Source organism: Mesorhizobium sp. A556, assembly GCF_054489545.1.
Window position 1 is genome coordinate 237,542 of record NZ_JBTMXA010000002.1, and the last position, 23,077, is coordinate 260,618.

Here is a 23,077-nt window from a genome sequence, read left to right on the forward strand (position 1 = left end):
ACTTTTCGCGCTTGGATTGCGCGCGGCCATGCCTTAATTCGCGCCAACATTCGCTTTCATGTAGTTTCATTGCAAAATCCGATTCCAATCAGGTGATTCAAATGAACCGTTCCTTGTCCCGCAGGTCCGTCCTCTCCACGCTGGCCGCTGTGCCGGCGGTAATGATGCTTGGAGCATGCAGCGATTCCGGTGAGGAGGCGAAGGCGGCCGAGGTCAAGCCAGCCGACGCCATGAAGCCAGCCGACGCGATGAAACCCGCTGACGCCATGAAGCCGGCGGTGGCCGCCCCGGAATCCTCGGGCTCCGTCGACATGGCCGAACTGCTTAAGCCCGGCGCTTTGCCCGACGAGGTCATGGGCGAGGCCGATGCCAAGGTTACGGTGGTCGAATACGCGTCGATGACCTGCCCGCATTGCGCGCATTTTGCCGAGACGACCTTCCCGGAAATGAAGAAGAAGTACATCGACACCGGCAAGGTACGCTACATTTTGCGCGAGTTCCCGTTCGACCCGCGCGCCGAGGCCGGTTTCATGCTGGCGCGTTGCTCCGGCGATAATTATTTCGCGATGGTCGATGTGCTGTTCAAGCAACAGGCCAATTGGGTCGCGGTCGACAACGTCAAGGATTCGCTGTTGCAACTGTCCAAGCTGGCTGGTTTTACACAGGAGAGCTTCGACAAATGCTTGACGGACCAGAAGCTTCTTGACCAAGTGAGAGCGGTGCAGAAGCGCGGCGCCGACGAGTTCAAGGTGGACTCGACGCCGACCTTCTTCATCAACGGGAAGACCTACAAGGGGGCGTTGTCGATTGACGAAATTTCGGCGGTTATCGATCCGCTGCTCTAACGTCTCGGCTGTTCTGCTTCAGGCGCGCCTTGCCGCGCGCCTGCGACGGGCGATGCGCGCATGAAATTCTCGCGCCTTCGCCTTCTCGGTTTCAAATCCTTCGTCGAACCCGGCGAATTCGTCATCGAGCGCGGCTTGACCGGCGTGGTCGGGCCGAACGGCTGCGGCAAGTCGAATCTTGTCGAAGCCCTGCGCTGGGTGATGGGCGAAAGCTCCTACAAGAACATGCGCGCGTCCGGCATGGACGACGTGATCTTTTCGGGATCGGGCACGCGCCCGGCGCGCAACACCGCCGAAGTCACGCTTTTCCTCGATAATTCCAACCGCACCGCGCCCGCCGCTTTCAACGATGCCGACGAGTTGCAGGTGTCGCGCCGCATCGAGCGCGAGGCCGGCTCGGTCTACCGCATCAACGGCAAGGAAGCCCGCGCCAAGGACGTGCAACTGCTTTTTGCCGACCAGTCGACCGGCGCGCGTTCGCCCTCCATGGTCGGGCAGGGCCGCATCGGCGAACTGATCCAGGCCAAGCCGCAAGCCCGCCGCGCGCTGCTGGAAGAGGCGGCCGGCATTTCCGGCCTGCACACCCGCCGCCATGAAGCCGAATTGCGGCTGAGGGGCGCGGAGCAGAACCTTGAGCGGCTGGAGGATGTCGTTGGGCAGTTGGAAAGCCAGATCGAGAGCCTGAAACGGCAGGCACGCCAGGCCTCGCGCTTCAAGAGCCTGTCGGCCGACATCCGCAAGGCCGACGCGATGCTGCTGCATCTGCGCTGGTCGCAGGCCAAGGCGCAGGAGGGCGAGGCGCACTCGGCGCTGGCGACGGCAACCGCGCTGGTCGGCGACCGCGCCGCCGCGCAAATGGCTGCCGCGAAGGAACAGGGCATCGGCGCGCACCATCTGCCGGAATTGCGCGAGGCGGAAGCCGCCGCCGCCGCCGCCTTTCAGCGCCTGTCTATCGCCCGGACGCAGATCGAGGAAGAAGCCGGCCGCATCGGCCAGCGCCAGGCCGAACTCGACCGGCGGCTGCAGCAACTGGACGCCGACATAGAGCGCGAAGAGCGCATGGTTTCCGACAATGCCGATATTCTGGAGCGTCTGGCCGGTGAGGAGCAGGCGCTCCATGCGGAAAATGCCGGCGCTGCCGAGCGCGAGGCCAACACCCGCACCGCCTTCGAGCAGGCTGCGGCGACGTTGGAACGCAGCGAGGCGACGCTGACCAAATTGACCGCCGAAAAGGCGGAAGCGGCGGCCTCGCGCACGCAGATCGAACGCAGCCTGCGCGAAGCCGCCGAGCGCCGCGACCGTTTTGCCGGCCAGTTGGCCGAAGTCGATCGCGAGCTTTCCGACATTGCCTCGCGCATCGCCGGCCTTGTCGATCCGGCCGAAAAGAAGCTTCTGGTTGAACAGGCTGAGGCGGCGCTAGAAGAAACCGAGGCCGCCGCCGACCATGCCGAGCAGGCGGTGGAGGATGCCCGCGCTGCCGAGTCCGGCGCGCGCGCGCCGTTGCAGGACGCCAAGGCGGAACTGGCCGGCATCGAAACCGAAGCCCGCACGCTGGCAAGAATGCTCAATGCGGCGAGCGGCGACCTGTTTCCCGCCGTGCTGGAAAAGATCAGCGTCGAGCGCGGTTTCGAGACGGCTTTGGGCGCGGCCCTTGGCGAAGATCTCGACGCGCCGCTCGACCGCAGCGCGCCGGTGCATTGGGGCGAGGGCGCTGTCCAGCCCGGCGATCCGGCGCTCCCGGTCAGTGTGCAAAGCCTTGCCAGTGTCGTCAACGCGCCCGGCCAACTGGCGCGCCGGCTGGCGCAGATCGGCATTGTCGAGGACAGCGAAGGCGGCAGGCTTCAGGCTCTGCTTGCGCCGGGACAAAGGCTGGTCAGCCGCGCGGGCGCGCTGTGGCGTTGGGACGGTTTTTGCGCGAGCGCCGATGCGCCGACGGCGGCAGCTTTGCGCCTCGAACAGAAGAACAGGTTGGCCGAACTGGATGCGGAAGCCATCGAGGCGACGCTCAAAGTTCGCGGCGCCGAGGAAGCGCTGGCCAAGGCCGAGGCAGCTCTTCGCCTTGCCGGCGAAGCGGAGCGCGACGCACGCCAAGGCTGGCGCGATGCGCAGCATGCGCTGGACGCCGCCCGCAGCGCCTTGGCGCAGGCCGAACGGGCCTCGGGCGAACTGTCCAGTCGCCGCGCTGCTCTGGACGAGGCGCGCTCGCGGGTCGTCGATAGCCACGAGGAAGCGGCGGCAGCCGTGATCGAGGCGGAAGAACTGTTGCAGGACGCCGCCGATCTAAGCGATTTGCAGGCCCGGCTGGAGCAGGCGGCCGGACATGTCTCGCGTGAGCGTTCCGCGCTGGCCGATGCGCGCGCCGTGCATGAAGGCTTGAAGCGCGAGGCCGAGGCGCGGACGCGCCGGCTGGAGGCCATCAATGCTGAGCGTCGCAACTGGCTGGCGCGCGCCGAAAACGCCTCAGCGCAGATCGCATCGCTTGGCGAACGCAAGGCGGAAGCCGAGGCGGAGCGTGAAAAGCTGGCCGATGCGCCGGACGAGATCGATGCGCGGCGGCGCGCTCTGCTGTCGCAGATCGCTGAAGCGGAAACGCTGCGCAAGGCCGCCGGCGACCGCTTGGCGGAGGCGGAAAGCCGGCAGGCCACGTTCGACAAGTCTGCCATCGCCGCCATTCAGGGACTGGCCGAGGCGCGCGAGGCGCGTGCGCGCGCCGAAGAACGCCTGACCGCCGCCGACGAACGCCGCGCCGAAGTCGAGGCGCGCATCCAGGAAACGCTGAACACGCCGCCGCATCTCGTCATCCGCCATACCGGGCTGGAAGCCGACAGCCCGCTGCCGGACGTCAACGACGTCGAGCGCCAGCTGGAGCGGCTGAAGATCGAGCGCGAGCGGCTGGGCGCGGTCAATCTGCGCGCCGAGGAAGAACAGCAGGAACTGTCCGACAAGCTCGAGGCCATCGTCTCCGAGCGCGAGGACATTATCGAGGCGATCCGAAAGCTGCGGCAGGCGATCCAGAGCCTGAACCGCGAAGGCCGCGAGCGGCTGCTGGCCGCATTTGACGCGGTCAATGTGCATTTCCAGCGGCTTTTCTCGCATCTGTTCGGCGGCGGCACGGCCGAACTGCAACTGATCGAGTCCGATGATCCGCTCGAAGCCGGCCTCGAAATCCTCGCCCGCCCGCCCGGCAAGAAGCCGCAGACGATGACGCTGCTTTCCGGCGGCGAGCAGGCGCTGACGGCCATGTCGCTGATCTTCGCCGTGTTCCTGACCAATCCAGCACCCATCTGCGTGCTCGACGAAGTCGACGCGCCGCTCGACGATCAGAATGTCGAGCGCTTCTGCAACCTGATGGATGAAATGGCGGCTTCGACCGAAACGCGCTTCGTCATCATCACGCATAACCCCATCACCATGGCGCGCATGAACCGCCTGTTCGGCGTGACGATGGCGGAGCAGGGGGTGAGCCAGCTTGTGTCGGTGGACCTTCAGGCTGCCGAGGCGATGCGCGAGGCAAGCTGACCGCCATTCTGACGAGGCGATTGTACCAGCGCTCGGGCGTTATTTCATCCGTTCTTCGATGAACCTGTGGATGTAGCGGCTTGGGCGCGGCACAGCCTGGGCATTGGCATCGGCCATGGCGACCGACTGGTGGGTTTTGCGGCGAATGAGGTGACCGGTCCCCGGAACCACCTTGTGAACGACACCGCGACTGATCGTTTGCATGTTCCAGGCCCAATCCTCGAAGCCGAAGCCTTCGCTTAAATCTGATTCTGGATAGGGATTGTCGAGGTAGATCTCGCGCGCGGCAAAGCTCAGCGCCGTCCAAAAATTCTCGATCATCAGGCCGGAGGGCCGGAATAGCACATCCTCCATATCGACATGGACGAACAGGCGCTTTTCCGCGCCGAAATAGAGGTTCACTTCCGGGTGCCAGACGGTCGGAGCCGGGCGCGCGCCCGCCACGTTGGCCGCGCTTGCCAGCCAGTCCATGCCCCAAAGATCGTCGGCGTCGAGAAAGGCGACATAATGCCCGCTGGCGACGGACACCCCATGATTGCGCGACAGGCCGGGGTCGCCGAAATCCACGGCTTCCATCCGCAAGCCATCGGGACCGTGAGCCCTGACGACCTCGCGGGTCAGCGCATCCGCGCGATCCAGAACCGCGACCGTTTCAACCTCGTACCCGGCTTTTTCGGCCAGCGCCGCTGCGCGTTTCAGGCTTTCCAGCGACGGCTTTGCCAGCATCCCCTCGCGATGCGCGGTCAGTACCGCCGTTATCGATCCCCGCCCCATTCAGCAGTCCCCCGGTCGTATGCGGTTGCGAGGCGAGAATTTCCCGGTAGCGCTTCCAGTCATGGTTTTCACGTAGCCGCCCCCGCATGGCTTCGACACGCGTAACGGCCTGTCGGGGCCTGTCCCGGATCTCGCCTAGCGCCTTCACATAGGGCGCCGGATCGTTCGTATCGGCAATCAGCCAGCCGGTCTGCTTGTCGACCAGTTCGCCGATCCCGCCGACATCGGGTGCTACGATGGGCAATCCGGCTGCGGCACTTTCCAGCAATATGTTCGGGATACCGTCCCATAGCGACGTATAGACGAACGCATCGTATTCTCCCAAGGGGAGCCTGTCGAAGCGTTCGAATGGCCCGTGGAAATGCACATGTTCGTGGCGTGCCGCAAGCTCGTCGAGCAAGCCTTCAAGCGCATGGCTGCCGCGCCCCCAGATGTGGAATTTGATCTCCGGTGCGGCCTCCGCGATGCGCATCAAGAGGTCGATGTTTTTCTGCGGCGCGATCCGGCTTGCCCACAGCACACGCAGCAATTGGCCTTTCTTGCGCGCGCGCCTCGCGATCTTGGCCGGTGCGGGTGCCGGCTGGCGCAGGACGACCAGCCGCGACTGAAGCTCGGCCGGAATGCCGAATTGTTGCGTGACCTCTTCGATATAGGACGCATTGTCGAAATAGATTCCGGCCAGAAAGGGCAGGCAATGGCGCAGATAGGTATCGGCATAGCCGCTACGCCGCCGGTCGGCCGGCGAGAAATCCGGGCAAAACAGCATGGCGTACAGCCGGGTGAAATGCTGGAGCTTGCGGCCACCGCGCCTGACCGCCTCCCAGCAGGCCTGGCTGTTGACGTTGAGCACCGTGTCGGGCTGCAGGCTGCGGATGAGCAGGTCGACCAGTTCGACACGCTCTGCCTGCGACAGCGCCGGCTCGATGCGGGAAAGCGAGATCAGCGAAACACCTTCCGGCAGCAGATGCGGCGCTTCCTCCCGGTCATGGTCGGTCAGCACCACCAGAACGGATGCCGCCCCATACGTCTCGGCCAAAGCGCGGATGGCGTGGCAGGCGACGAGATCGGCCCCGCCATGCAAAAGCCATGGCAGGAAGACGACATGGCGCGGCGGCGATGCGAGCGTTTCGACAACATGCTCGAAACAGCGCGACACCCGGCTGTTCCTGCGCGCATCGACCACGTCGAGCCGGCCGGCATCGGCGAAATAATCTGCGCCATAAAGCTCCGGGTCCAGATCCTCGACGCCGGCCAGCGTTTGCCTGGCAATTTCCAGGGCGCGGGCAGGCTGCTTGGCAATGCGGCCTTCTTCCAGCCCATGGTCGATGAAATGGATGAGCGGATTGAGCCCGACGACGTCGGGATAGCGCATCAGGTACCATTCGGCGTTGAAATTGGGGCCCGGCGAACGGCCCTCCAGCGCGCCATGCACCAGATAGTGCAGCAGCGCGGGATGGTTGGCGGCCGCCACATCGGGACGATGATCGAGATACCATTCGGCATCGAACAGGCTGGAGGCGAGGATGCGGTCGGCCTCGCTGGGCGGTGCGGCGTGAATCTCCAGCCCCCGCGCGCGGCCGTGCTTCAAATAGTGGACGAGCGGATTGAGCTTCGAATTGCGCGCATCGACATGCTGGTCGAGATAGCGCCCTGTATCGAACGATCGGCTGGGCGAAAGCCGATGCTTGCGGCTATGCTGTAGGAAATGCCGGAGCGGATCGACCTCGTCTCGCGCCAGAAGCGATGACGCCTTGATCTCTCTGAAGATCGTGCCGCTTGCATTATTTTCCTTCACTAAAGCAGTCAGATTCCTCTAACTGCTTGTCGAGTTGTGATGTTCATCAGTGAATTCGCTCAAGTTGCAATATTAAGCATAAACCCCTCCGCTCGCCACCGTCCCCGCTACGTCGCCCGGCAGGAAATCCGCCGGCTTGCCAAAGAGGTTGATGACGCCGTTGGTGCTGGCGAGATAGCGACTGCCGGTGGCCGAGCCTGACAGACTGAGGTTCCACAAGGAAATCGTTGCGCAATTGATGGCGCACAGGAACTGGGTAAAAGCCGGTGTGCCTGTGAGCGTGAGTGTACGGTTGGTGCCGGTGAGCACGGCCGGTCCGCTCAGGCCGATGTGGCGGCGTCCGCCGCCCGTTATCACGTAGTCCTGCTCGATGGTGATCCGGCAAGGGCTTTCGGAATTGATGTGATCGGCATTGGCGCCGACCGTCCCGAATTCGACGGCGCCGATGGCAAGTTGCGCGCCGATCCCGATCTGCAACGCATGCATCCAGTCCGCCGGGAAGTCGAATTTCACGCCGGTGATCGATAAATGTGCGCCGTTGTCGACGAGGGTGCCGGAATTGAGCACCACATTGGCCGGCGTCGTTTCATTGCCAAGGATCGAGAGCGTGCCGCCGCCGAGCAAAGGGCGGCTGACCGTCGCGCCGGCATAGCTGCCGTCGGCGAGGCGGACCGCGACATTGTAGATTGAGCAATCGAGCTTGCCGGCCTCATCGACCGCCTTTTGCAAGGTGGCAAAGGCCGTGCCCGCCGTCAGGCCGTTATTGGCATTGGAGCCGGTAGTCGCCACGTAGAAAGTGCGGTTTGCGGCCAGCGTCTCACGCAGGCCGGTCACTCCGGATGGAAACGTCGCCTTGCCGGTCGCCCGGTCTATCACCAGCGCCTCGGTGAAGGCCGCGCCATCGGCGCTGACCTTGACGTGGAAATCGTCGTCCCCGGCAAGCCCGAATTCGGCGCGGCCTGAAAATCCGGTCTGGAACAGCACCGAAGCGGTGTCGCCGGCGTCCGCTTTGTTGATCTTGATCTGGTGTCCCGCACCCGCATGCGTGAACAGCGAGGCTGCCGACGACAATGCCAAACGGTTTGTCTCGTCGGCTGTCGTGTTGACGCCCAGAAGAGCCATGTTCTGCAATTCGTCGAGATGGGGCGCATAATCGACCCAGACTGAACTGTCCCGGAAAAGCAGCGTGCTTTCGTCCAGTACATAGGCCATCCAGCCGTCGCGTGGGGCGTGGAAGGTCCAGCCTCCGTCCTGCCATGCGGCGATTGCGCCGCCGTGGCCGCTCCACGCGCCAGTGGCATCCACCGGCACAATGTAACGGTCGCCAGGCTGCGGGGAAACCGGAGGAATTTCCACGGTTCTGCTGATGGCGGCCAACTGGATTAAGGCGTCCAGCGCGCGTAGAGCCTCGTTGTGCGTCACATGCTTCTGTGCCTGAGAAGGCATGAGATAAGGAAGATTGAGATTTTCGGTAGAATCCATGTTTGCCACTCCAGATTGCCAGTGGCACAAGTATAGGTAGGGCTTTCGAGGTGTGGATAAGCTCAGGTCGAAAATGGCTGGGGCGCCAGGACATAAATCCAGCCCGCCATAAGCAACTGATATTCAAATAAGATATTGCATTTGTTGACGTTTTCGGAATATGACTGACCTAGAATACTGACCTAAGTTGCAAGGCGGGCTAGGGCAAAATGACCTCACATATCAGGAAACGCGGCTCAGTTTATTGGGCCCAACTTGCCGTCCCGTCTGACCTCCAGTCCATCATCGGACGGAAGACGGAAGATCGTAGTTTGCGCACCAAAGACCCGCATGAAGCTAAGCGCCGCTTGCCGGACGTGCTGAAAGAGTGGCACCAAAAGTTCGATGATGCGAGGCGGGGCGTGGCGATCATCAAAGAGCAGCGCCAGCCTATGACGAACTCGCAGATGGCGGCACGGCTCTACAAAACGCAAACCGACTTCGACGCCATAGCCCGCGCGCAAGATCACCGATACGCCGAAATGGGCGTCGATCCAGACGAGGCTCGACGCTTCCGTGATGGCTTCGCGGGCAAGCTTTCGAATACGGAACTCGGCGAGCTTGTCGGCGACCGTATCGAGCATTTCCGTTTGAAGGGTTTCCACAACTACGCCAGGCACTCCCCGGAATGGCGGGCGCTGGCGCAAGACCTATGTGCAGCGGTCTATGAGGGCATGGCGCGCGAGGACGAGCGGAACGAAGGCGACTTTGCCGGCAACCCGTCGCACCCTGTCATCGTCGATGCCACGCCCGAACCGGAGACGGCACCGAAGGGCGAGACGATCATGGACCTTTACGACCGTTATGCCCGCGAGAACGCCAAAGGTATCAGCGCCGACACGCTCACCCAGGCTCGGCGCGACGTGCAGCTATTCGCCGGCACCATCGGCAACATACCGCCCCGGAAGATCACCGGCGAGCATGTCGGCGACTGGAAAGACCTCTTGATGCAATGGCCGGTCAAGGCAGCGGAGATCGCCGTTTTTCGTGGCATGACCATGCGCCAAGTGATCAAGAAAAATGAGACGGTTAAGAAGCCGACGATCAGCGACAGGACCGTGAATCGATACCTGTCAGCCGTTGGCTCCTTCGGCGCCTGGCTTGTGCTTCGTCGCTTCCTCGACCGGAACCCCGTCACCGGCCTTCACCAGACCGTCGATAAGCACAAGCGCAAAAAGCCGGTTTTCACGCCCGACCAGCAAAATACGCTTTTCGCCTCGCCATTGTTCACCGGTTGCCAGAACGATGACGACTGGCACCTGCCGGGCAATCACATGATCCGCGATCATCGCTATTGGATTCCGCTGGTCATGCTCTACAGCGGCGCGCGCCCGGCAGAGATCGCGCAGCTTGCAATGTCAGACGTTCGGCAGGAGCACAATGTCTGGATCATTCACATCACCGAGGAAGGCGAGGGTGACAAGAGTGTAAAGACCCGAGGATCAATGCGCGTCGTGCCGGTTCACCCTGAATTGATCCGGCTCGGCTTCCTGAAGTATCGCGACGGTATGGAGACGGCAGGACATTCCCGACTGTTCCCTGAAGCCAAGCGCAATTCACGCGGGCAGATGGTCGCGGATTTCTCCCGCGACTTCGGCCGCTATCTAAAACGGCTAGGCTTAACGAACGGTCGTGGCCTGTCGCTCTACAGCTTCCGGCACGGCGCGACCGATGCAATGCGCAGAGCCGGCTATTTGGATGAGCAATTCGGGCCGATAGTCCTTGGCCATGCCAGCGCGAGCATGACCGGCCGATACGGTGTCATGCCTCAAGGGATGATTGAGCAGCGCGTCGAATTCGTGAACTCGATTGCATATCCCGGACTAGACCTGTCGAAGCTCAAAACATAACAAGAAGCGATCTATTTACATGAATTAATCAACTTTCTTGATCTTTTCGCTTGTGCCCTGATTCAAGTCATGAGATAATGTTCACATGTCGGGTTTGCCGAAAGTGAATATAGTTTGCGTATCTTTGAGTCCGTAAAGTCAATGTTCGGTAGCGTGATCGAAAAGAAATCGATCACGCTAACCGATCCTTCCGTCTTCGAACTATTCGGCACGATCCAGACCATCTCCGGCCGGTCGATTACTGCCGAAAGCTCTATGCGCGTTCCTGCCGTTCGGGCAGCGGTTAACATCATCGCCGAAATGTCCGGCGTGATCCCCTTCAAGATTTTCGAAGCCGACGAGAACGGCGGCAAGCGCACCGCACGAGAACACCCGGCCTATTTCGTCCTTCACGACGAGCCAAACGACTTTCAGGGCGCGGAAGAACTTCGCGCCGACCTGACCCGCGATGCACTCCTACACGGCACCGGCTTCGCCTTCGTCAACCGTGTCGGCGACCGCGTTCAAGAGATCATCCGCTTAGAGCCGACCCGCGTCACCGCTAAGCAGATCGCGCTCGGCAGCTATGTTTTCGAGTATCAGGACGGCAGCGGCAAGCGCGTCTTCGCCCAGGAAGAGATCCTTCGCCTCTCGGCACCGGGCGGCGTCTCCCCTACAGCGCCAGTCCCTTCGTGGAAATGCCGGTCTATGACGAGGGTAACGGCGTGGTCGATCTTGACGACCTTGAGGCCGAACAAGCGCCTTGCTGGCTTGGCGTCGATCTTTCCAGCAATTCCGACCTGACCGCAGTCGTTGCATGTTGGCGCGACGGCGAAGACGGCTATCAGGTTCACCCGTGGTTTTTCTGCCCAGGCGACAATCTTCACAAGCGAGCCGTTGGTGATCGCGTGCCCTATCCGCAGTGGGCGGAAGATGAATTCATCATCCCGACACCCGGCAACGTGGTCGATTTCCGCACGGTCGAGGATCACATTCGGGAATTGTGCGCGCGCTTCAACGTGCAGGAAATCGCCTTCGATCCGCATCTAGGCCGGAACATGATGGCGAACCTTGCCGAAGACGGTTTCCCGGCCGTCGAGATGAGGCAAGGCTGGGTGACGATGGCGCCGGCCGTCAAAGAGCTTGAGCGCGCCATTGTCGGCAGGCGCTTCAAGCACGGCGGGCACCCGATCCTCCGGTGGCACTTCGACAACATCGCCGTCGAGACCGACAAGGCCGGCAACCAGAGTTTCCACAAGGGCAAGAGCAGCGACCGGATCGACGGCGCGATGGCAACCGCAATGGCAGTGGGCAGGTGCTCCGTGAACGACAGCGGCCTCAGCGTCTATGCCGACGCGAGCCGACGCCCCGAAGGACTCATGTTTTTTTAGAAAGGTATTGAACGATGGCAGCAACTGAAGGCGAACGGCTTTTAATAAGCTTGGAAGCCAAAATGAACCGCTACGAACGCGACCTACAGCGTGCAGGGCGCACCACGGATCGGAGCTTCGGCGCAATCGAGCGCAGGGCAGACACCGCCGGCAAGCGGATGGAAAGCAGCCTTTCGGCTTCCTCGGCCCGCGTCGGCAAGATCCTGGCAGCGTTCGGCCGTGGTGGTATCGTCGGCGCTGCCATTGGCGCGACCTTCGGCATAGCAACCCAGGCAGCACAGAAAGCCGCCGACGCCGTGGCTGACGTTGGTGCCCAGGCAAAAAAGGCCGGCATTTCATTTCGGGCGTTTCAGGAACTCGGCCACGTCGCCAGTCAGAACCGTATCCCTATCGACGCGCTGGCTGACGGCGTAAAGGAGCTTCAGCTTCGCGCCGACGAATTTATCCAAACCGGCTCCGGCCCGGCAGCGGAATCGTTCAAGCGTATCGGCATGTCGGCCACGGCGCTCAAGGAAAAGCTGAAGGATCCGGCGAAGCTTCTGGTCGAGATCATCGGCAAGCTTGAGCAGTTCGACAAGGCCAGCCAGATCAGAATTTCCGATGAGCTTTTCGGGGGCAGCGCGGGCGAGAAGTTCGTCGCTTTGATCGACCAGGGTGCCGCCTCGATACGAAAGCAGATCGACGAGGCGAACGAGCTTGGCATTGTCATGAGCGATGAGCTTTTGGCGAAAGCCGAGATCCTCGATAAACAGTTCAAGATCGTCGGCTCGACCATCGGGCAGCATGTCAAAAAGAACGTGGTCGAGGCGGCCTACGCGCTTTCGGAATTCATCGACAAGTTCAACAAATTCGAGAACCAGCGCAATCTTACGCTCGAAAGCAAGCTGACCAGTCTCGGCAGGGACCGCCTAGAGGTTGAGAACAAGATCCTTGCGCTTCAGGATGAGCAGCGCCAGAACCAGAGCGCTACCGCCCAGGCTGAAAACCGGATTATCGACGGCACGATTGGCGCACTACGCGAACAGCTAAGCGGTATCGGCAACGAAGAAACCAAGATCCTCGACGTTCTCGGCAAGCGCACCGACGAACTCGGCGCTGCGGCTAAAAAGACGGCGCCTGAGGTTCGCTCTCTTGATAATGCGCTTGGAGGCGTCGGCGGCGCCGGCAATTCGGCGACCAAGGGCATCAACAGTTTTGCCGACGCGATCCGCGCCTTGAAGGGCGAAATCCCCGAACTTGCCGAACAGCTTAAGACCCTCGACGCGGAAACCCGGATCAACGCCGTCTATCGTGAGGCTGTAAACCGTGCGTCATCGATAGGTGCAACCATCGAAGCGGCGAAGCTTCGCGATCAGGCGCTCCAGGCGCTGAAGATGAAAACCGCGACCGGCGACACCGCCAGCTATTTGCTCGGCAAGCTCGGCAGCGGTAAATCGGCTTCACATATCAGCGGCATGACCAGTGATCTTCAAACGGCGCTCACAAAGGCCCTGGCGAGCGCACCGGACAGCGTTCGCAACGCCACGACCATCAACTCCGGTTTCCGTTCCTTCGAGCGTCAATCGCAGCTATGGGCGCAGGCGCTCAAGAAATACGGCTCCCCGGAAGCGGCCCGTAAATGGGTGGCACCTCCCGGCAAGTCGCAGCACAATGCCGGCGAGGCGGCCGACCTTGGTTTCGGCACCAATGAGGCCCGCGACTGGTTTCATGCGAACGCCAAACAGTTCGGCCTTACGTTCCCCATGGGCAACGAGCCGTGGCACATCGAAACGGTCGACGCGCGCCAGAAGACCAATGACGCGACGTTTCGCACTGGCTACGAAGACAGCGAACGCCAAGCGACCGACTATGCGTCGATCATCGCCGGCTCGCAGCAATACACGCAGCAGCAGCAGCTAGAGCAGCAAGCGATCGGCATGACGGCTCAGCAGGCCCAGGCGCTCCGCTACGAGCAAGAAATGCTCAACCAGGCGCAGCAGGCCAATATCGCCCTTACGCCACAGCAGCGTGACGAGATCCGCCAGCTTGCCGAAGGCATGGCCCAGGCCGAAACCGCGACCCAGCGCATGGCAGACAGTCAGGAGCGCGCAGCAGAGGCGCAGCAATGGCTTGGCGGGCAACTCACCGGCCTATTCTCGGGCTTGATCAGCGGCTCGATGACCGCAGAGGATGCACTGAAGCGCCTTGCCGACTCGCTGGTCGATGTTCTGTTGCAAGCCGCGCTCATGGGTTCCGGCCCGCTTGGTGGCATGTTTGGTGGTGGTGGCGGCATCCTCGGCGGCCTGTTCGGCATGCTCGGATTCTCCGGTGGTGGCCCTGTCGATAGCTGGGGCGGCTTACGCCTTGCCGGTGGTGGTGGCGTCCGTGGCCCAGGCACCAGCACGAGCGACAGCATTCCGGCAATGCTTTCAGACGGCGAGTTTGTCGTGAACGCGCGCCAGACCGCAAAGCACCGGGCATTGCTCGAAGCGATCAACAGCGGACAGGTTTCGCGTTTCGCATCCGGTGGCCCTGTCGGTGGTGGCAATGGTGGTGGCGGCTGGATGGCTGATAGGGGCGGCGCACCGACTGTCAGCATCAATGCGCCTGTCACCGTAAATGCGTCAGGCGGCACACCCGAGCAAAATGACGACCTCGCGAGAAAGACCGCGAAGCAAATGGAAACTGTCATGCGAGGCGTGGTTCAAAACGAGATGCAAACGGCCCTTCGCCCTGGAGGCATCATGTCCGGTCGCGGGCGCTGATCGATATTTGCAAGGCTTGCAAAAAGAAAAGGCCACCCCGCGAAGGGTGGCCTATATTCGACCGATATTGAGCAGTGGAGCTATCCCCGCGCAACTTCACGAAATTTAGTGTATCTCGCTGGCGAAGTCAAGAACGGAGTATGAAATCTTCACAGATCAGCGATAACTACTTGGAATGCATTTGTTAGCGTCTCAGAGCCACACAGACGGCCACCAGGGCAGATCAGCGCTATTTCCGGCACCATACACTGTAAACGGCCAGTGCATTCCTATGGTGCCGCTACGGTCGATTATAAGCGTCAGGTAGAGAAATCACGGAAAATACGCGAAATCCGAGATTCTTCTGGCGATCCGGTGGCTCATGGCCTATACTTCGCATCGATCCTCAGTGATCAAGTGCCAGCGAACCAATTGCCAAGCGCCCAAGTCTCCTAAGCCCGTTTCGGGCAAGCAGCGAATGCACAAAGCAGGTCGCGCACCCTCCCCAAAGAACTATTCGAGATCGTCCCGCCTCGACCCCGGCGCGATTTCCTGGAGCTATTCATGCCGACTTCCGAGCCTATCACCGGGCGCATTATCGATTCCGCCGACTGGTTTGACCTTGAGTCATTCGAGGCGGCCGTTGCGGCTTACCCCTTACTCCCGGCTCGACCGCGCGTCCTTTCATTTCCCGAAAGACTAGCCGCTGCCCAGGCCGCGCGCTTGTGCAAAGTTGCGACAAAACCGGAAGCGACGAAAGCCCCGCAAACCCTTGCAGGCAAAGACGTTGAGGCTGATCGGGCAAGAGATTGTGTAGTAGTAAGGCCCTCGCACCTCCCTTCCAAGCTCTCAATCACCGAAGGGCCGAAGGCACTTCGTATAGTAAGCACAGGGGAGAAGCCCAAAGGAAAGCTCGTAAGAAAATCGTGGGCGCGCGCAAAAATCCCCGCCCGCGACCGTTTCGGCTACGGCGTCGAGGTTGCAGCTAGGAACGGCGGAAGGGCTTTCAGTCTCAACTTGTCTGTCGCCCGCGAGCGATCAATCCTCCGGTCGAAGGATCCAACGAGGTTGCTCTCGACCTACATCATCTGGCCCGACCACATCAGAGAAGACGCCCAGGCGGCTTGAAATGGACAGGCGCTAAGTCGTTGATTCCATTCAGGACTCAATTTGCCTCAATTTGCGCGTTGTTTTCCTACGATCTGTGTGAAACTTAGGCATCCCTGACAGCTTGACGACAAACACCGGGCGGGCATTCGCTCCCCGGTCGAGGCTTGTCAGCACGAGCGGGCGCAAGCCCTAAACAAACTGAATGGAAGGTTTTATTATGAAGTTTCGTGAGTTTCTTACGCTGAAAGAAAACGACGTTTTCAGCCACTATCAGCGCTGGTTTGGTGAAGTGGGGTTAGATTTCCCCGGCAGCGTTGATGAACTGGTCGCGATGATCGGCACGAAGGATATTTCCGATGACGATCTTGCAAACCGTGTCGAGGAAATAGCCCTACGCTTCAAGATGGCCGGGAAGGTTTTAGCGGCCTTGCGTTCTGAATACAGTGAAGAATATGGGGCGAGCCATTTCATAGACGGCGATATGACCACGCTAGAATCAGCATAGCCGACCTGATCGACCAGAGGCCCGCCGCTTACCCCCGGCGGGCTTTTCAAATCCATAAAAAAAGGGGCCGCCCGAAAGCGACCCCCACAGTTGTCCCTGGGTCGGGATTAGTGATTAGGGAGTGGTGCCGCCGGCGGTGTCCAACTTGCCCGCGATGGTGTTAAATTTTCCGCCGATGCTGTTGCCCAGCGCGCCTGCGCCAAACATAATCGCCAGTGCGATAAGTGCCGCGATCAAACCATATTCAATCGCCGTTGCGCCGGACTCGTCGTTGCAGAAATTCTTGAAAAGCTTTGCCATGGAGAAACCCTCTGCTTGCTGACCGTTGTGAATGCCATTTTCTTACGGCTTCTTTTCGAACCGTGCCTCACAATAGCAACGAGCGATTTCTTGCAGGTTAAAAGAGATGGTGAATAAAGCGTATCAAGCGGATTGCTTAATAACAGGTGAAAAGAACAACGAAAATTGAAATGATTAGGATCGCAGGCGACATCTGGCCCGATACGATCAGACCAAGTGTGGCAGCTTAAGCCACAGTTGAGGAGTAACGATCACAATGGGGCTAACCCACCCGCGCCCCTTTGTTATGTTTGCAGGGGTTCTGCAACGCGAGGAGGCACCTTCACCAGATATTTTTTTTGCGAATGGGAAGCGATAACGCCGACATACAGCCGCCCCTCTTGTCGTGCTTTCATGGTTTGATCGTCATAGAGCATTTTTCCCATCCATTGACGATTAATGCCCACTTCAGCCGGAACAGTTTGACAATTGACTACCGCCTGCATTGTTGACCGCTTCCGATACCGCGCCCAAGCAGACGGATATTCGTAGAGAACCATGTTGGTAATCGTAGTCGGCACTGAACCCCGGTTTGTCACAAATAGCGCAAGTTTTGGCTTGTTGTCTCCGGCGGGTATTTCAATGGCATCCTCCATAAGGTTGAGAACTAGGCTCGGTCCGGTCTCCACCCATCGCCGAACCTCCAGTGCCAATGCACCAACGGAAACGATAATCGCGATCACCGCAAGCAAATCCGAAATGTTGATTGAGGCGGGGGTAGGATTGGCGTTCGCAACTGCCGTCTGTAACTCCGAAGATGACTGGCACCCTGCGAGCGCAAGCGCTGCCGCAATAGGAATCAGCTTTTTCAAAATCAGTCCCCCAAGGTATTGCCCAGAGACAACCGACCATAGGCCGGACTCACCGTCAAGAGTCGTGGGGGTGCTGATTCCCATAGGCCGAAGTGACCTAGAAAAAGCCCTAAACAACTGACCTAGAATACTATACACCGGAAAATTGAATTTCCTATAAGTTGTTGTTTTTGTTGTGCTTTTAGTCAATGGCTGGGGCGCCAGGATTCGAACCTGGGAATGACGGTATCAAAAACCGTTGCCTTACCGCTTGGCGACGCCCCAACAGGCCGATAGGCTGAATCGACACGAGCGGCCTTATAAGCAGAGCCGATCAAAAGCACAATGCGTTTGCGCCAGCCTTTGAAGCCGGTTTTCCCGACCCACCCGATGCACGCGTCCGGCAAGGGACCGAACCGCGCAAATCAGCCGGCGTAAGGCGATCTACTCGCCCCATACCGCTAGTTCGTTGCCGGCCGGATCGGCAAAATGGAAGCGTCTTCCACCCGGAAACGCGAAGATCGGCCGCACGATCCTGCCGCCGGCCTTTTCCACCGCGTCCAGGCTCTCTTCCAGATTTTCCGAATAAAGCACCGGCAAGGGCTTTGCCACGGCGTCCGAGCCGTCGGTCTGGAAGCCGCCGTCCAGGCCTTCGCTGAAGGCGGAGTAATTCGGCCCGTAATCGGTAAACGACCACGAAAAAGCAGCGCTGTAGAATGCCTTGACGCTGTCCAGCGTGCCGCCGACCGCCGGCATTTCAAGATAATCGAGCTTGCCGTTCTGTTTCATCGCTCACCTCTCGTTCTCTTTATGTTCTAATACTGCTCTTAGCCGTACGCAAGTGGTTTCGGCTTGGGTTTCCTTAATCGATTGTAGCGGGCCCTTGCAGACACGTAGCCTTGCCTTTCGCACGGCCGCGTCATATCGCATCTTTGCGACAGGGGCGGAACCGTTGGCTTCGTCGAGCCTTTTCCAATCTCCGAGCACTGGAGAACATGCATGACCAAGTGGATCTACACCTTCGGTGACGGGGCGGCCGAGGGGCGAGCCTCCGACAAGAACCTGCTCGGCGGCAAAGGGGCCAACCTCGCCGAAATGTGCAGCCTTGGCCTGCCGGTGCCGCCCGGCTTCACCATCACCAGTGCAATGTGCAATTGGTACTATGACAACGGCCAGGCGTTCCCTCCCGCTTTCGAAAGCGAAATCGATAAAGCCCTCGATCATATCGCGCGGCTGACGGGCCGCCGCTTCGGCGATCCGCAGAAATTGCAGCTGGTTTCGGTGCGCTCCGGCGCGCGCGCGTCGATGCCCGGCATGATGGACACGGTGCTCAATCTTGGCCTGAACGACGAGACGGTCGAGGCTCTGGCCGCCGACTCCGGCGATGAGCGTTTCGCCTATGACAGCTACCGCCGCTTCATCCAGATGTACTGCAATGTGGTCATGGGGCTGGACCATGAGGTGTTCGAGGAAATCCTCGAGGACCAGAAGGCATCGCTCGGTCATGAACTCGACACAGAACTGTCTGCCGCCGAATGGCAGGGGGTCATTGCCCTCTACAAGAAGCAGATCGAGGAAGAACTGGGCAAGCCGTTCCCGCAAGCGCCGCGCGAGCAGCTTTGGGGCGCCATCGGCGCGGTGTTTTCGAGCTGGATGAACGCGCGCGCCATCACCTACCGCCGCCTGCACGACATTCCCCAAAGCTGGGGCACGGCGGTCAACGTGCAGGCCATGGTGTTCGGCAATATGGGCGAAACCTCGGCCACCGGCGTTGCCTTTACCCGCAATCCCTCGACCGGCGAAAAGCAGCTTTACGGCGAGTTCCTGGTCAACGCGCAGGGCGAGGATGTAGTCGCCGGCATCCGCACGCCGCAGAATATCACGGAAACGGCGCGCATTGCGGCGGGTTCCGACAAGCCTTCCCTGCAGAAGTTGATGCCGGATGCGTTTAATAACTTCGTTGAGATTTCCAACCGGCTGGAACAGCATTACCGCGATATGCAGGACCTCGAATTCACCATCGAGCGCGGCAAATTGTGGATGTTGCAGACGCGCTCGGGCAAGCGCACCGCGAAAGCCGCGCTGAGGATCGCGGTCGACATGGCCAGGGACGGCATGATTACCGAGGCCGAGGCGGTTGCCCGCATCGACCCGGCCTCGCTCGATCAGTTGCTGCATCCGACTATCGACCCGAAGGCCGCGCGCGATGTCATCTGCATGGGCCTGCCGGCCTCGCCGGGTGCTGCCACCGGCGAGATCGTGTTTTCGTCCGACGACGCGGAAGAACTGAAGAAGCAGGGCCGCAAGGCCATCCTCGTTCGCATCGAGACCAGCCCCGAAGACATTCACGGCATGCATGCCTCCGAGGGTATCCTGACGACGCGTGGCGGCATGACCAGCCATGCCGCCGTGGTGGCGCGTGGCATGGGCAAGCCTTGCGTATCGGGGGCCGGCACGCTGCGCGTCGATTACAAGGCCGGCACCATGACGGCGCGGGGCATCGTCCTGAACAAGGGTGACATCGTCACCATCGACGGCAGCAACGGCCAGGTGCTCAAGGGAGCCGTGCCGATGCTGCAGCCGGAATTATCCGGCGACTTCGCAGCGATCATGGAGTGGGCGGATGCCGCGCGCCGCATGAAGGTGCGCACCAATGCCGAAACGCCGGCGGACGCGCGCATGGCGCGTTCCTTCGGCGCGGAAGGCATCGGGCTTTGCCGCACCGAACATATGTTCTTCGACGGCGACCGCATCGTTGCCATGCGCGAGATGATTTTGGCCGATACCGAGAAGGACCGGCGCACCGCGCTCGACAAGCTGCTGCCCATGCAGCGCGCCGATTTCCTCGAACTGTTCGAGATCATGGCGGGCCTGCCGGTGACGATCCGCCTGCTCGATCCGCCGCTGCATGAGTTCCTGCCGAAGACGGAAGAAGAAATCGCGGAAGTGGCACGCGTCATGAACGTGCCGGCGGACAAGCTACGCCAGCGCACCGAAGCCCTGCACGAGTTCAACCCGATGCTGGGGCATCGCGGATGTCGGCTGGCGGTCTCCTATCCGGAGATCGCCGAAATGCAGGCGCGCGCCATTTTCGAGGCGGCGGTCGAGGCGGGGCGCAAGGCTGGAGCGCTGGTCGTTCCGGAAATCATGGTGCCGCTGGTCGGCATCGAAAAGGAGTTCGCCTACGTCAAGGCACGCATCGATGCCGTGGCCAAGAGCGTCATGGAAGAAACCGGCGTCCATATCGACTATCTCACCGGCACCATGATCGAATTGCCGCGTGCCGCGATCCGCGCCGGTGTCATCGCCGCCACCGCCGAGTTCTTCTCCTTCGGCACCAACGATTTGACGCAGACAACCTTCGGCATTTCGCGCGACGATGCGGCGTCGTTCCTGGAGACGTACCGGCAAAAAGGCATCGTCGAGCAGGACCCGTTTGTGTCGATCGACGTGGAGGGCGTCGGCGAGCTGGTGCGCATGGCGGCGGCGAAGGGCAGGGCGGTGCGTCCGGCAATCAAGCTCGGCATCTGCGGCGAACATGGCGGCGACCCGGCATCGATCCATTTCTGCGAGGATGTCGGCTTGGACTACGTTTCCTGCTCGCCCTACCGGGTGCCCATTGCTCGTCTCGCGGCGGCGCAGGCGGCGGTGAAGAAGCAGTGAGGCGGTAGGAATAACCGATTTAGGAACAAACGGTTAGGACGGTTACCCGAATCAATGCGTGACCGTCTTCCCCGCAAGCTCTCCGATTTCGGCGGGCTGGCGACTGATCAAGCTGCGGCCTGAAACGCGTCCATCAAGCCGGCATAGGCGGCTGCGATGCCGGCAACCGGGTTGGCGCTTTTGGATATGGGTTCGACCTTCAGCGCGCCGCCGCCGCTGGCCGGCAATGTCAGGAGCAGGAATTGACGGTTGCCGCCGTCACCGAAGCTGGCGGCCGCGACGTGCTGTTCCTGCCCGTCGATTTCGGCCCGCATCCTGAACAGCAACGTGCCGCTCACCGCTTCCAGCGCACCGGCCACGACTTCGACGAACGCGTCGTCGGAAACGGCGTGGTTGTCCGGTACAAGTTCGCCAAGGCTTTCGGCCAGCGTGCTTTCAAGGATTGCGTCATCGTCATGCACTTCCATGCGAGACCTCATTCGTTTCGCCAGTCGCGCCCCTTGCCGGTCAGGATCGGCGCTTACAGTGGCTGGATTATGACGTTCGGCCTTGGCCGCATGCATCCATGCTGGACAATCGGCCCGTTCTTCCCAAAACTAAAGAAAAGGCCCAAAAATAAAGAGAGGGAGGACCATCATGCTGGGATTGATGCAGGAGTGGCCCCTGCTTTGCCACAAGTTGATCGACTATGCAGCCCTGCAGCACGGCAGGCGCGAGGTCGTTTCCCGCTCCATAGAAGGGCCGGTCGTACGCACGACCTATGCCGACATCCGCTTGCGGGCGCTCAAGGTTGCGCAGCTTCTGGAGCGGGACGGCTACGGGCTTGGCGACCGAATCGCGACGCTGGCCTGGAACACCGCCCGTCACATCGAGGCCTGGTATGGCATCATGGGCATCGGCGCGATCTACCACACGCTCAATCCGCGCCTGTTTCCCGAGCAGATCGCCTGGATCATGAACCATGCCAAGGACAAGGCGATTTTCGTCGACCTGACTTTCCTGCCGTTGGTCGAAAAGATCGCCGGAGCGGTTCCGTCGCTGCAAAAGGTGATCGTTTTGACCGATCGCGCACACATGCCGCAAACGACGCTGCAAGGCGCGGTGGCCTACGAGGAATGGCTGGAAGAAGCCGACGGCGATTTTCAGTGGAAAACGTTCGATGAAAACACTGCGGCCGGCATGTGCTACACCTCCGGCACCACAGGCGAACCCAAGGGCGTTCTCTACAGTCACCGCTCCAATGTGCTGCACGCCATGATCGGCGCCATGCCGGACGCCATGGGCCTGTCGTCGCGCGATGTCATCCTGCCCGTCGTGCCGATGTTCCACGCCAATGCGTGGGGGCTTGGCCAGGCAGCACCCATGGTCGGGGCCAAGCTGGTCATGCCCGGCGGCAAGATGGACGGCGCTTCGATCTATGAATTGCTCGACACGGAAAAAGTGACGTTCAGCGCGGCCGTGCCGACGGTTTGGCTGATGCTGCTGCAATATCTGGAGGAAACGGGAAGACAATTGCCGCATCTGAAAAAAGTCGTCATCGGCGGTTCGGCCTGCCCTCGTGCGATAGCCCAGAAATTCGAGGACAATTACGGCGTCGAGGTCGTCCATGCCTGGGGCATGACGGAGATGTCGCCGCTCGGCACATTGGGGACGATGAAGCCCGAAGTTGCCGGCCTGACCGGGGAGGCCAAGCTCGACGTCCAGAAAACGCAAGGCTTCGCGCCGTTCGGCGTCGAATTGAAGGTGACGGATGACGAAAACAACGTACGTGCGTGGGACGGCAGGACATTCGGGCGGCTGAAGGTGCGGGGCCCGGCCGTGGCGCGCGCCTATTATGGCGATACCGGCGCGGAGCAGTTCGACACGGAAGGCTGGTTCGATACCGGCGACGTCGCGCATATCGACCCCAACGGCTACATGCAGATCACCGACCGCGCCAAGGACGTCATCAAATCGGGCGGCGAGTGGATTTCCACCATCGAACTGGAAAATCTGGCTGTCGGCCATCCGGACGTCGCGGAAGCGGCGGTCATCGGAGTGCCGCACGCCAAATGGGACGAGAGGCCGCTTCTGGTTGTCGTGCGCAAGCCGGGCAGGGAGGTCGCCAAGGCGGAGATCCTCGGCTTCATGGAAGGCAAGGTCGCGAAATGGTGGATGCCGGACGACGTCGCCTTCGTTGACGAAATCCCCCATACCGCTACCGGCAAGATCCAGAAAACCGCGCTGCGGGAGCAATTCAGGAACTATCGTCTGCCGACGCAATAGGCCGGCA

The 23,077-nt window shown here is 60.9% G+C and carries 15 protein-coding genes, 1 tRNA gene and 3 pseudogenes; 11 read left to right on the forward strand and 8 right to left on the reverse strand.

What is annotated here, in order from left to right; all coding sequences use genetic code 11:
* Window positions 1-101 precede the first annotated feature (101 nt).
* Both ACX3P0_RS05740 and smc read left to right on the forward strand, forming a co-directional pair.
* Window positions 102-845: a DsbA family protein gene (locus ACX3P0_RS05740; protein WP_459087179.1), complete on the forward strand. Its 744-nt coding sequence runs from the start codon at window positions 102-104 to the stop codon at window positions 843-845.
* A 60-nt stretch (window positions 846-905) separates the two neighbouring features.
* Window positions 906-4,364, forward strand: coding sequence for a chromosome segregation protein SMC (gene smc, locus ACX3P0_RS05745; RefSeq protein ID WP_459087181.1), 3,459 nt, complete (start codon window positions 906-908; stop codon window positions 4,362-4,364).
* A 39-nt stretch (window positions 4,365-4,403) separates the two neighbouring features.
* Here smc and ACX3P0_RS05750 read toward each other — a convergent pair whose 3' ends face one another.
* From ACX3P0_RS05750 to ACX3P0_RS05760, 3 genes are all read right to left on the reverse strand, one after another.
* The gene (locus tag ACX3P0_RS05750) at window positions 4,404-5,090 is read right to left on the reverse strand and encodes a glycosyltransferase (protein ID WP_459087182.1); all 687 of its coding nucleotides are present in this window, start codon (window positions 5,088-5,090) and stop codon (window positions 4,404-4,406) included.
* A complete protein-coding gene (locus tag ACX3P0_RS05755; protein ID WP_459087184.1) occupies window positions 5,017-6,933 on the reverse strand; it encodes a glycosyltransferase family 4 protein in 1,917 nt (638 codons plus the stop codon). The genes ACX3P0_RS05750 and ACX3P0_RS05755 overlap by 74 nt, the downstream gene beginning before the upstream one ends.
* Window positions 6,934-7,005: 72 nt before the next feature.
* Window positions 7,006-8,415 (reverse strand): DUF2793 domain-containing protein, encoded by a 1,410-nt coding sequence (locus ACX3P0_RS05760; protein WP_459087186.1) that lies wholly within the window; start codon window positions 8,413-8,415, stop codon window positions 7,006-7,008.
* A gap of 209 nt (window positions 8,416-8,624) precedes the next feature.
* Between ACX3P0_RS05760 and ACX3P0_RS05765 the strand changes: the two genes are divergently transcribed.
* The 7 genes and pseudogenes from ACX3P0_RS05765 (at window position 8,625) to ACX3P0_RS05795 (ending at window position 16,012) form a co-directional block, all read left to right on the forward strand.
* Window positions 8,625-10,304 (forward strand): DUF6538 domain-containing protein, encoded by a 1,680-nt coding sequence (locus ACX3P0_RS05765; RefSeq protein WP_459087188.1) that lies wholly within the window; start codon window positions 8,625-8,627, stop codon window positions 10,302-10,304.
* A 300-nt stretch (window positions 10,305-10,604) separates the two neighbouring features.
* A pseudogene (locus ACX3P0_RS05770) lies at window positions 10,605-10,880 on the forward strand (phage portal protein); the annotation flags it as partial.
* A 65-nt stretch (window positions 10,881-10,945) separates the two neighbouring features.
* Window positions 10,946-11,674 (forward strand): annotated as a pseudogene (locus ACX3P0_RS05775) (terminase TerL endonuclease subunit); the annotation flags it as partial.
* Window positions 11,675-11,736: 62 nt separating this feature from the next.
* Window positions 11,737-12,228, forward strand: a pseudogene (locus ACX3P0_RS05780) (phage tail tape measure protein); the annotation flags it as partial.
* Window positions 12,229-12,381: 153 nt separating this feature from the next.
* Window positions 12,382-14,418: a M15 family metallopeptidase gene (locus ACX3P0_RS05785; RefSeq protein WP_459087856.1), complete on the forward strand. Its 2,037-nt coding sequence runs from the start codon at window positions 12,382-12,384 to the stop codon at window positions 14,416-14,418.
* A gap of 543 nt (window positions 14,419-14,961) precedes the next feature.
* Window positions 14,962-15,525 carry a hypothetical protein gene (locus ACX3P0_RS05790; RefSeq protein WP_459087189.1) on the forward strand — a complete coding sequence of 188 codons (564 nt, stop codon included), beginning with the start codon at window positions 14,962-14,964 and terminating at the stop codon, window positions 15,523-15,525.
* A 184-nt stretch (window positions 15,526-15,709) separates the two neighbouring features.
* Complete coding sequence (locus tag ACX3P0_RS05795) at window positions 15,710-16,012, forward strand: hypothetical protein (protein WP_459087191.1); 303 nt, start codon at window positions 15,710-15,712, stop codon at window positions 16,010-16,012.
* Window positions 16,013-16,126: 114 nt separating this feature from the next.
* Here the strand turns inward: ACX3P0_RS05795 and ACX3P0_RS05800 are convergent, their stop codons facing one another.
* The 4 genes from ACX3P0_RS05800 to ACX3P0_RS05815 all read right to left on the reverse strand — a co-directional run bounded on the left by ACX3P0_RS05800 (window position 16,127) and on the right by ACX3P0_RS05815 (window position 17,931).
* A complete protein-coding gene (locus tag ACX3P0_RS05800) occupies window positions 16,127-16,312 on the reverse strand; it encodes a Flp family type IVb pilin (protein WP_459087193.1) in 186 nt (61 codons plus the stop codon).
* Window positions 16,313-16,596: 284 nt separating this feature from the next.
* Complete coding sequence (locus tag ACX3P0_RS05805) at window positions 16,597-17,163, reverse strand: hypothetical protein (protein ID WP_459087195.1); 567 nt, start codon at window positions 17,161-17,163, stop codon at window positions 16,597-16,599.
* A 189-nt stretch (window positions 17,164-17,352) separates the two neighbouring features.
* Window positions 17,353-17,427: transfer RNA gene (locus ACX3P0_RS05810), tRNA-Gln, on the reverse strand.
* 159 nt (window positions 17,428-17,586) lie between these two features.
* Window positions 17,587-17,931 carry a VOC family protein gene (locus ACX3P0_RS05815; RefSeq protein WP_459087197.1) on the reverse strand — a complete coding sequence of 115 codons (345 nt, stop codon included), beginning with the start codon at window positions 17,929-17,931 and terminating at the stop codon, window positions 17,587-17,589.
* 210 nt (window positions 17,932-18,141) lie between these two features.
* Here ACX3P0_RS05815 and ppdK point away from each other — a divergent pair, with 210 nt between their 5' ends.
* Window positions 18,142-20,805, forward strand: a complete 2,664-nt coding sequence (ppdK, locus tag ACX3P0_RS05820) for a pyruvate, phosphate dikinase (RefSeq protein ID WP_459087199.1) — start codon at window positions 18,142-18,144, stop codon at window positions 20,803-20,805.
* A gap of 107 nt (window positions 20,806-20,912) precedes the next feature.
* Here the strand turns inward: ppdK and ACX3P0_RS05825 are convergent, their stop codons facing one another.
* Window positions 20,913-21,272, reverse strand: a complete 360-nt coding sequence (locus ACX3P0_RS05825) for a hypothetical protein (protein WP_459087201.1) — start codon at window positions 21,270-21,272, stop codon at window positions 20,913-20,915.
* 169 nt (window positions 21,273-21,441) lie between these two features.
* On the opposite strand from ACX3P0_RS05825, the gene ACX3P0_RS05830 reads away from it, so the two are divergent.
* On the forward strand, window positions 21,442-23,070 hold the full coding sequence (locus ACX3P0_RS05830; protein WP_459087202.1) for a fatty-acid--CoA ligase: 1,629 nt from the start codon (window positions 21,442-21,444) through the stop codon (window positions 23,068-23,070).
* Window positions 23,071-23,077 lie beyond the last annotated feature (7 nt).

Bases quoted from the DNA above. Each gene is read 5' to 3' on its own strand.
- ACX3P0_RS05740 (WP_459087179.1), top strand. From the start codon at position 102: ATGAACCGTTCCTTGTCCCGCAGGTCCGTCCTCTCCACGCTGGCCGCT.
- smc (WP_459087181.1), top strand. From the start codon at position 906: ATGAAATTCTCGCGCCTTCGCCTTCTCGGTTTCAAATCCTTCGTCGAA.
- ACX3P0_RS05750 (WP_459087182.1), bottom strand. From the start codon at position 5,090: ATGCTGGCAAAGCCGTCGCTGGAAAGCCTGAAACGCGCAGCGGCGCTG.
- ACX3P0_RS05760 (WP_459087186.1), bottom strand. From the start codon at position 8,415: ATGGATTCTACCGAAAATCTCAATCTTCCTTATCTCATGCCTTCTCAG.
- ACX3P0_RS05765 (WP_459087188.1), top strand. From the start codon at position 8,625: ATGACCTCACATATCAGGAAACGCGGCTCAGTTTATTGGGCCCAACTT.
- ACX3P0_RS05785 (WP_459087856.1), top strand. From the start codon at position 12,382: ATGAGCGATGAGCTTTTGGCGAAAGCCGAGATCCTCGATAAACAGTTC.
- ACX3P0_RS05790 (WP_459087189.1), top strand. From the start codon at position 14,962: ATGCCGACTTCCGAGCCTATCACCGGGCGCATTATCGATTCCGCCGAC.
- ACX3P0_RS05795 (WP_459087191.1), top strand. From the start codon at position 15,710: ATGGAAGGTTTTATTATGAAGTTTCGTGAGTTTCTTACGCTGAAAGAA.
- ACX3P0_RS05800 (WP_459087193.1), bottom strand. From the start codon at position 16,312: ATGGCAAAGCTTTTCAAGAATTTCTGCAACGACGAGTCCGGCGCAACG.
- ACX3P0_RS05815 (WP_459087197.1), bottom strand. From the start codon at position 17,931: ATGAAACAGAACGGCAAGCTCGATTATCTTGAAATGCCGGCGGTCGGC.
- ppdK (WP_459087199.1), top strand. From the start codon at position 18,142: ATGACCAAGTGGATCTACACCTTCGGTGACGGGGCGGCCGAGGGGCGA.
- ACX3P0_RS05825 (WP_459087201.1), bottom strand. From the start codon at position 21,272: ATGGAAGTGCATGACGATGACGCAATCCTTGAAAGCACGCTGGCCGAA.
- ACX3P0_RS05830 (WP_459087202.1), top strand. From the start codon at position 21,442: ATGCTGGGATTGATGCAGGAGTGGCCCCTGCTTTGCCACAAGTTGATC.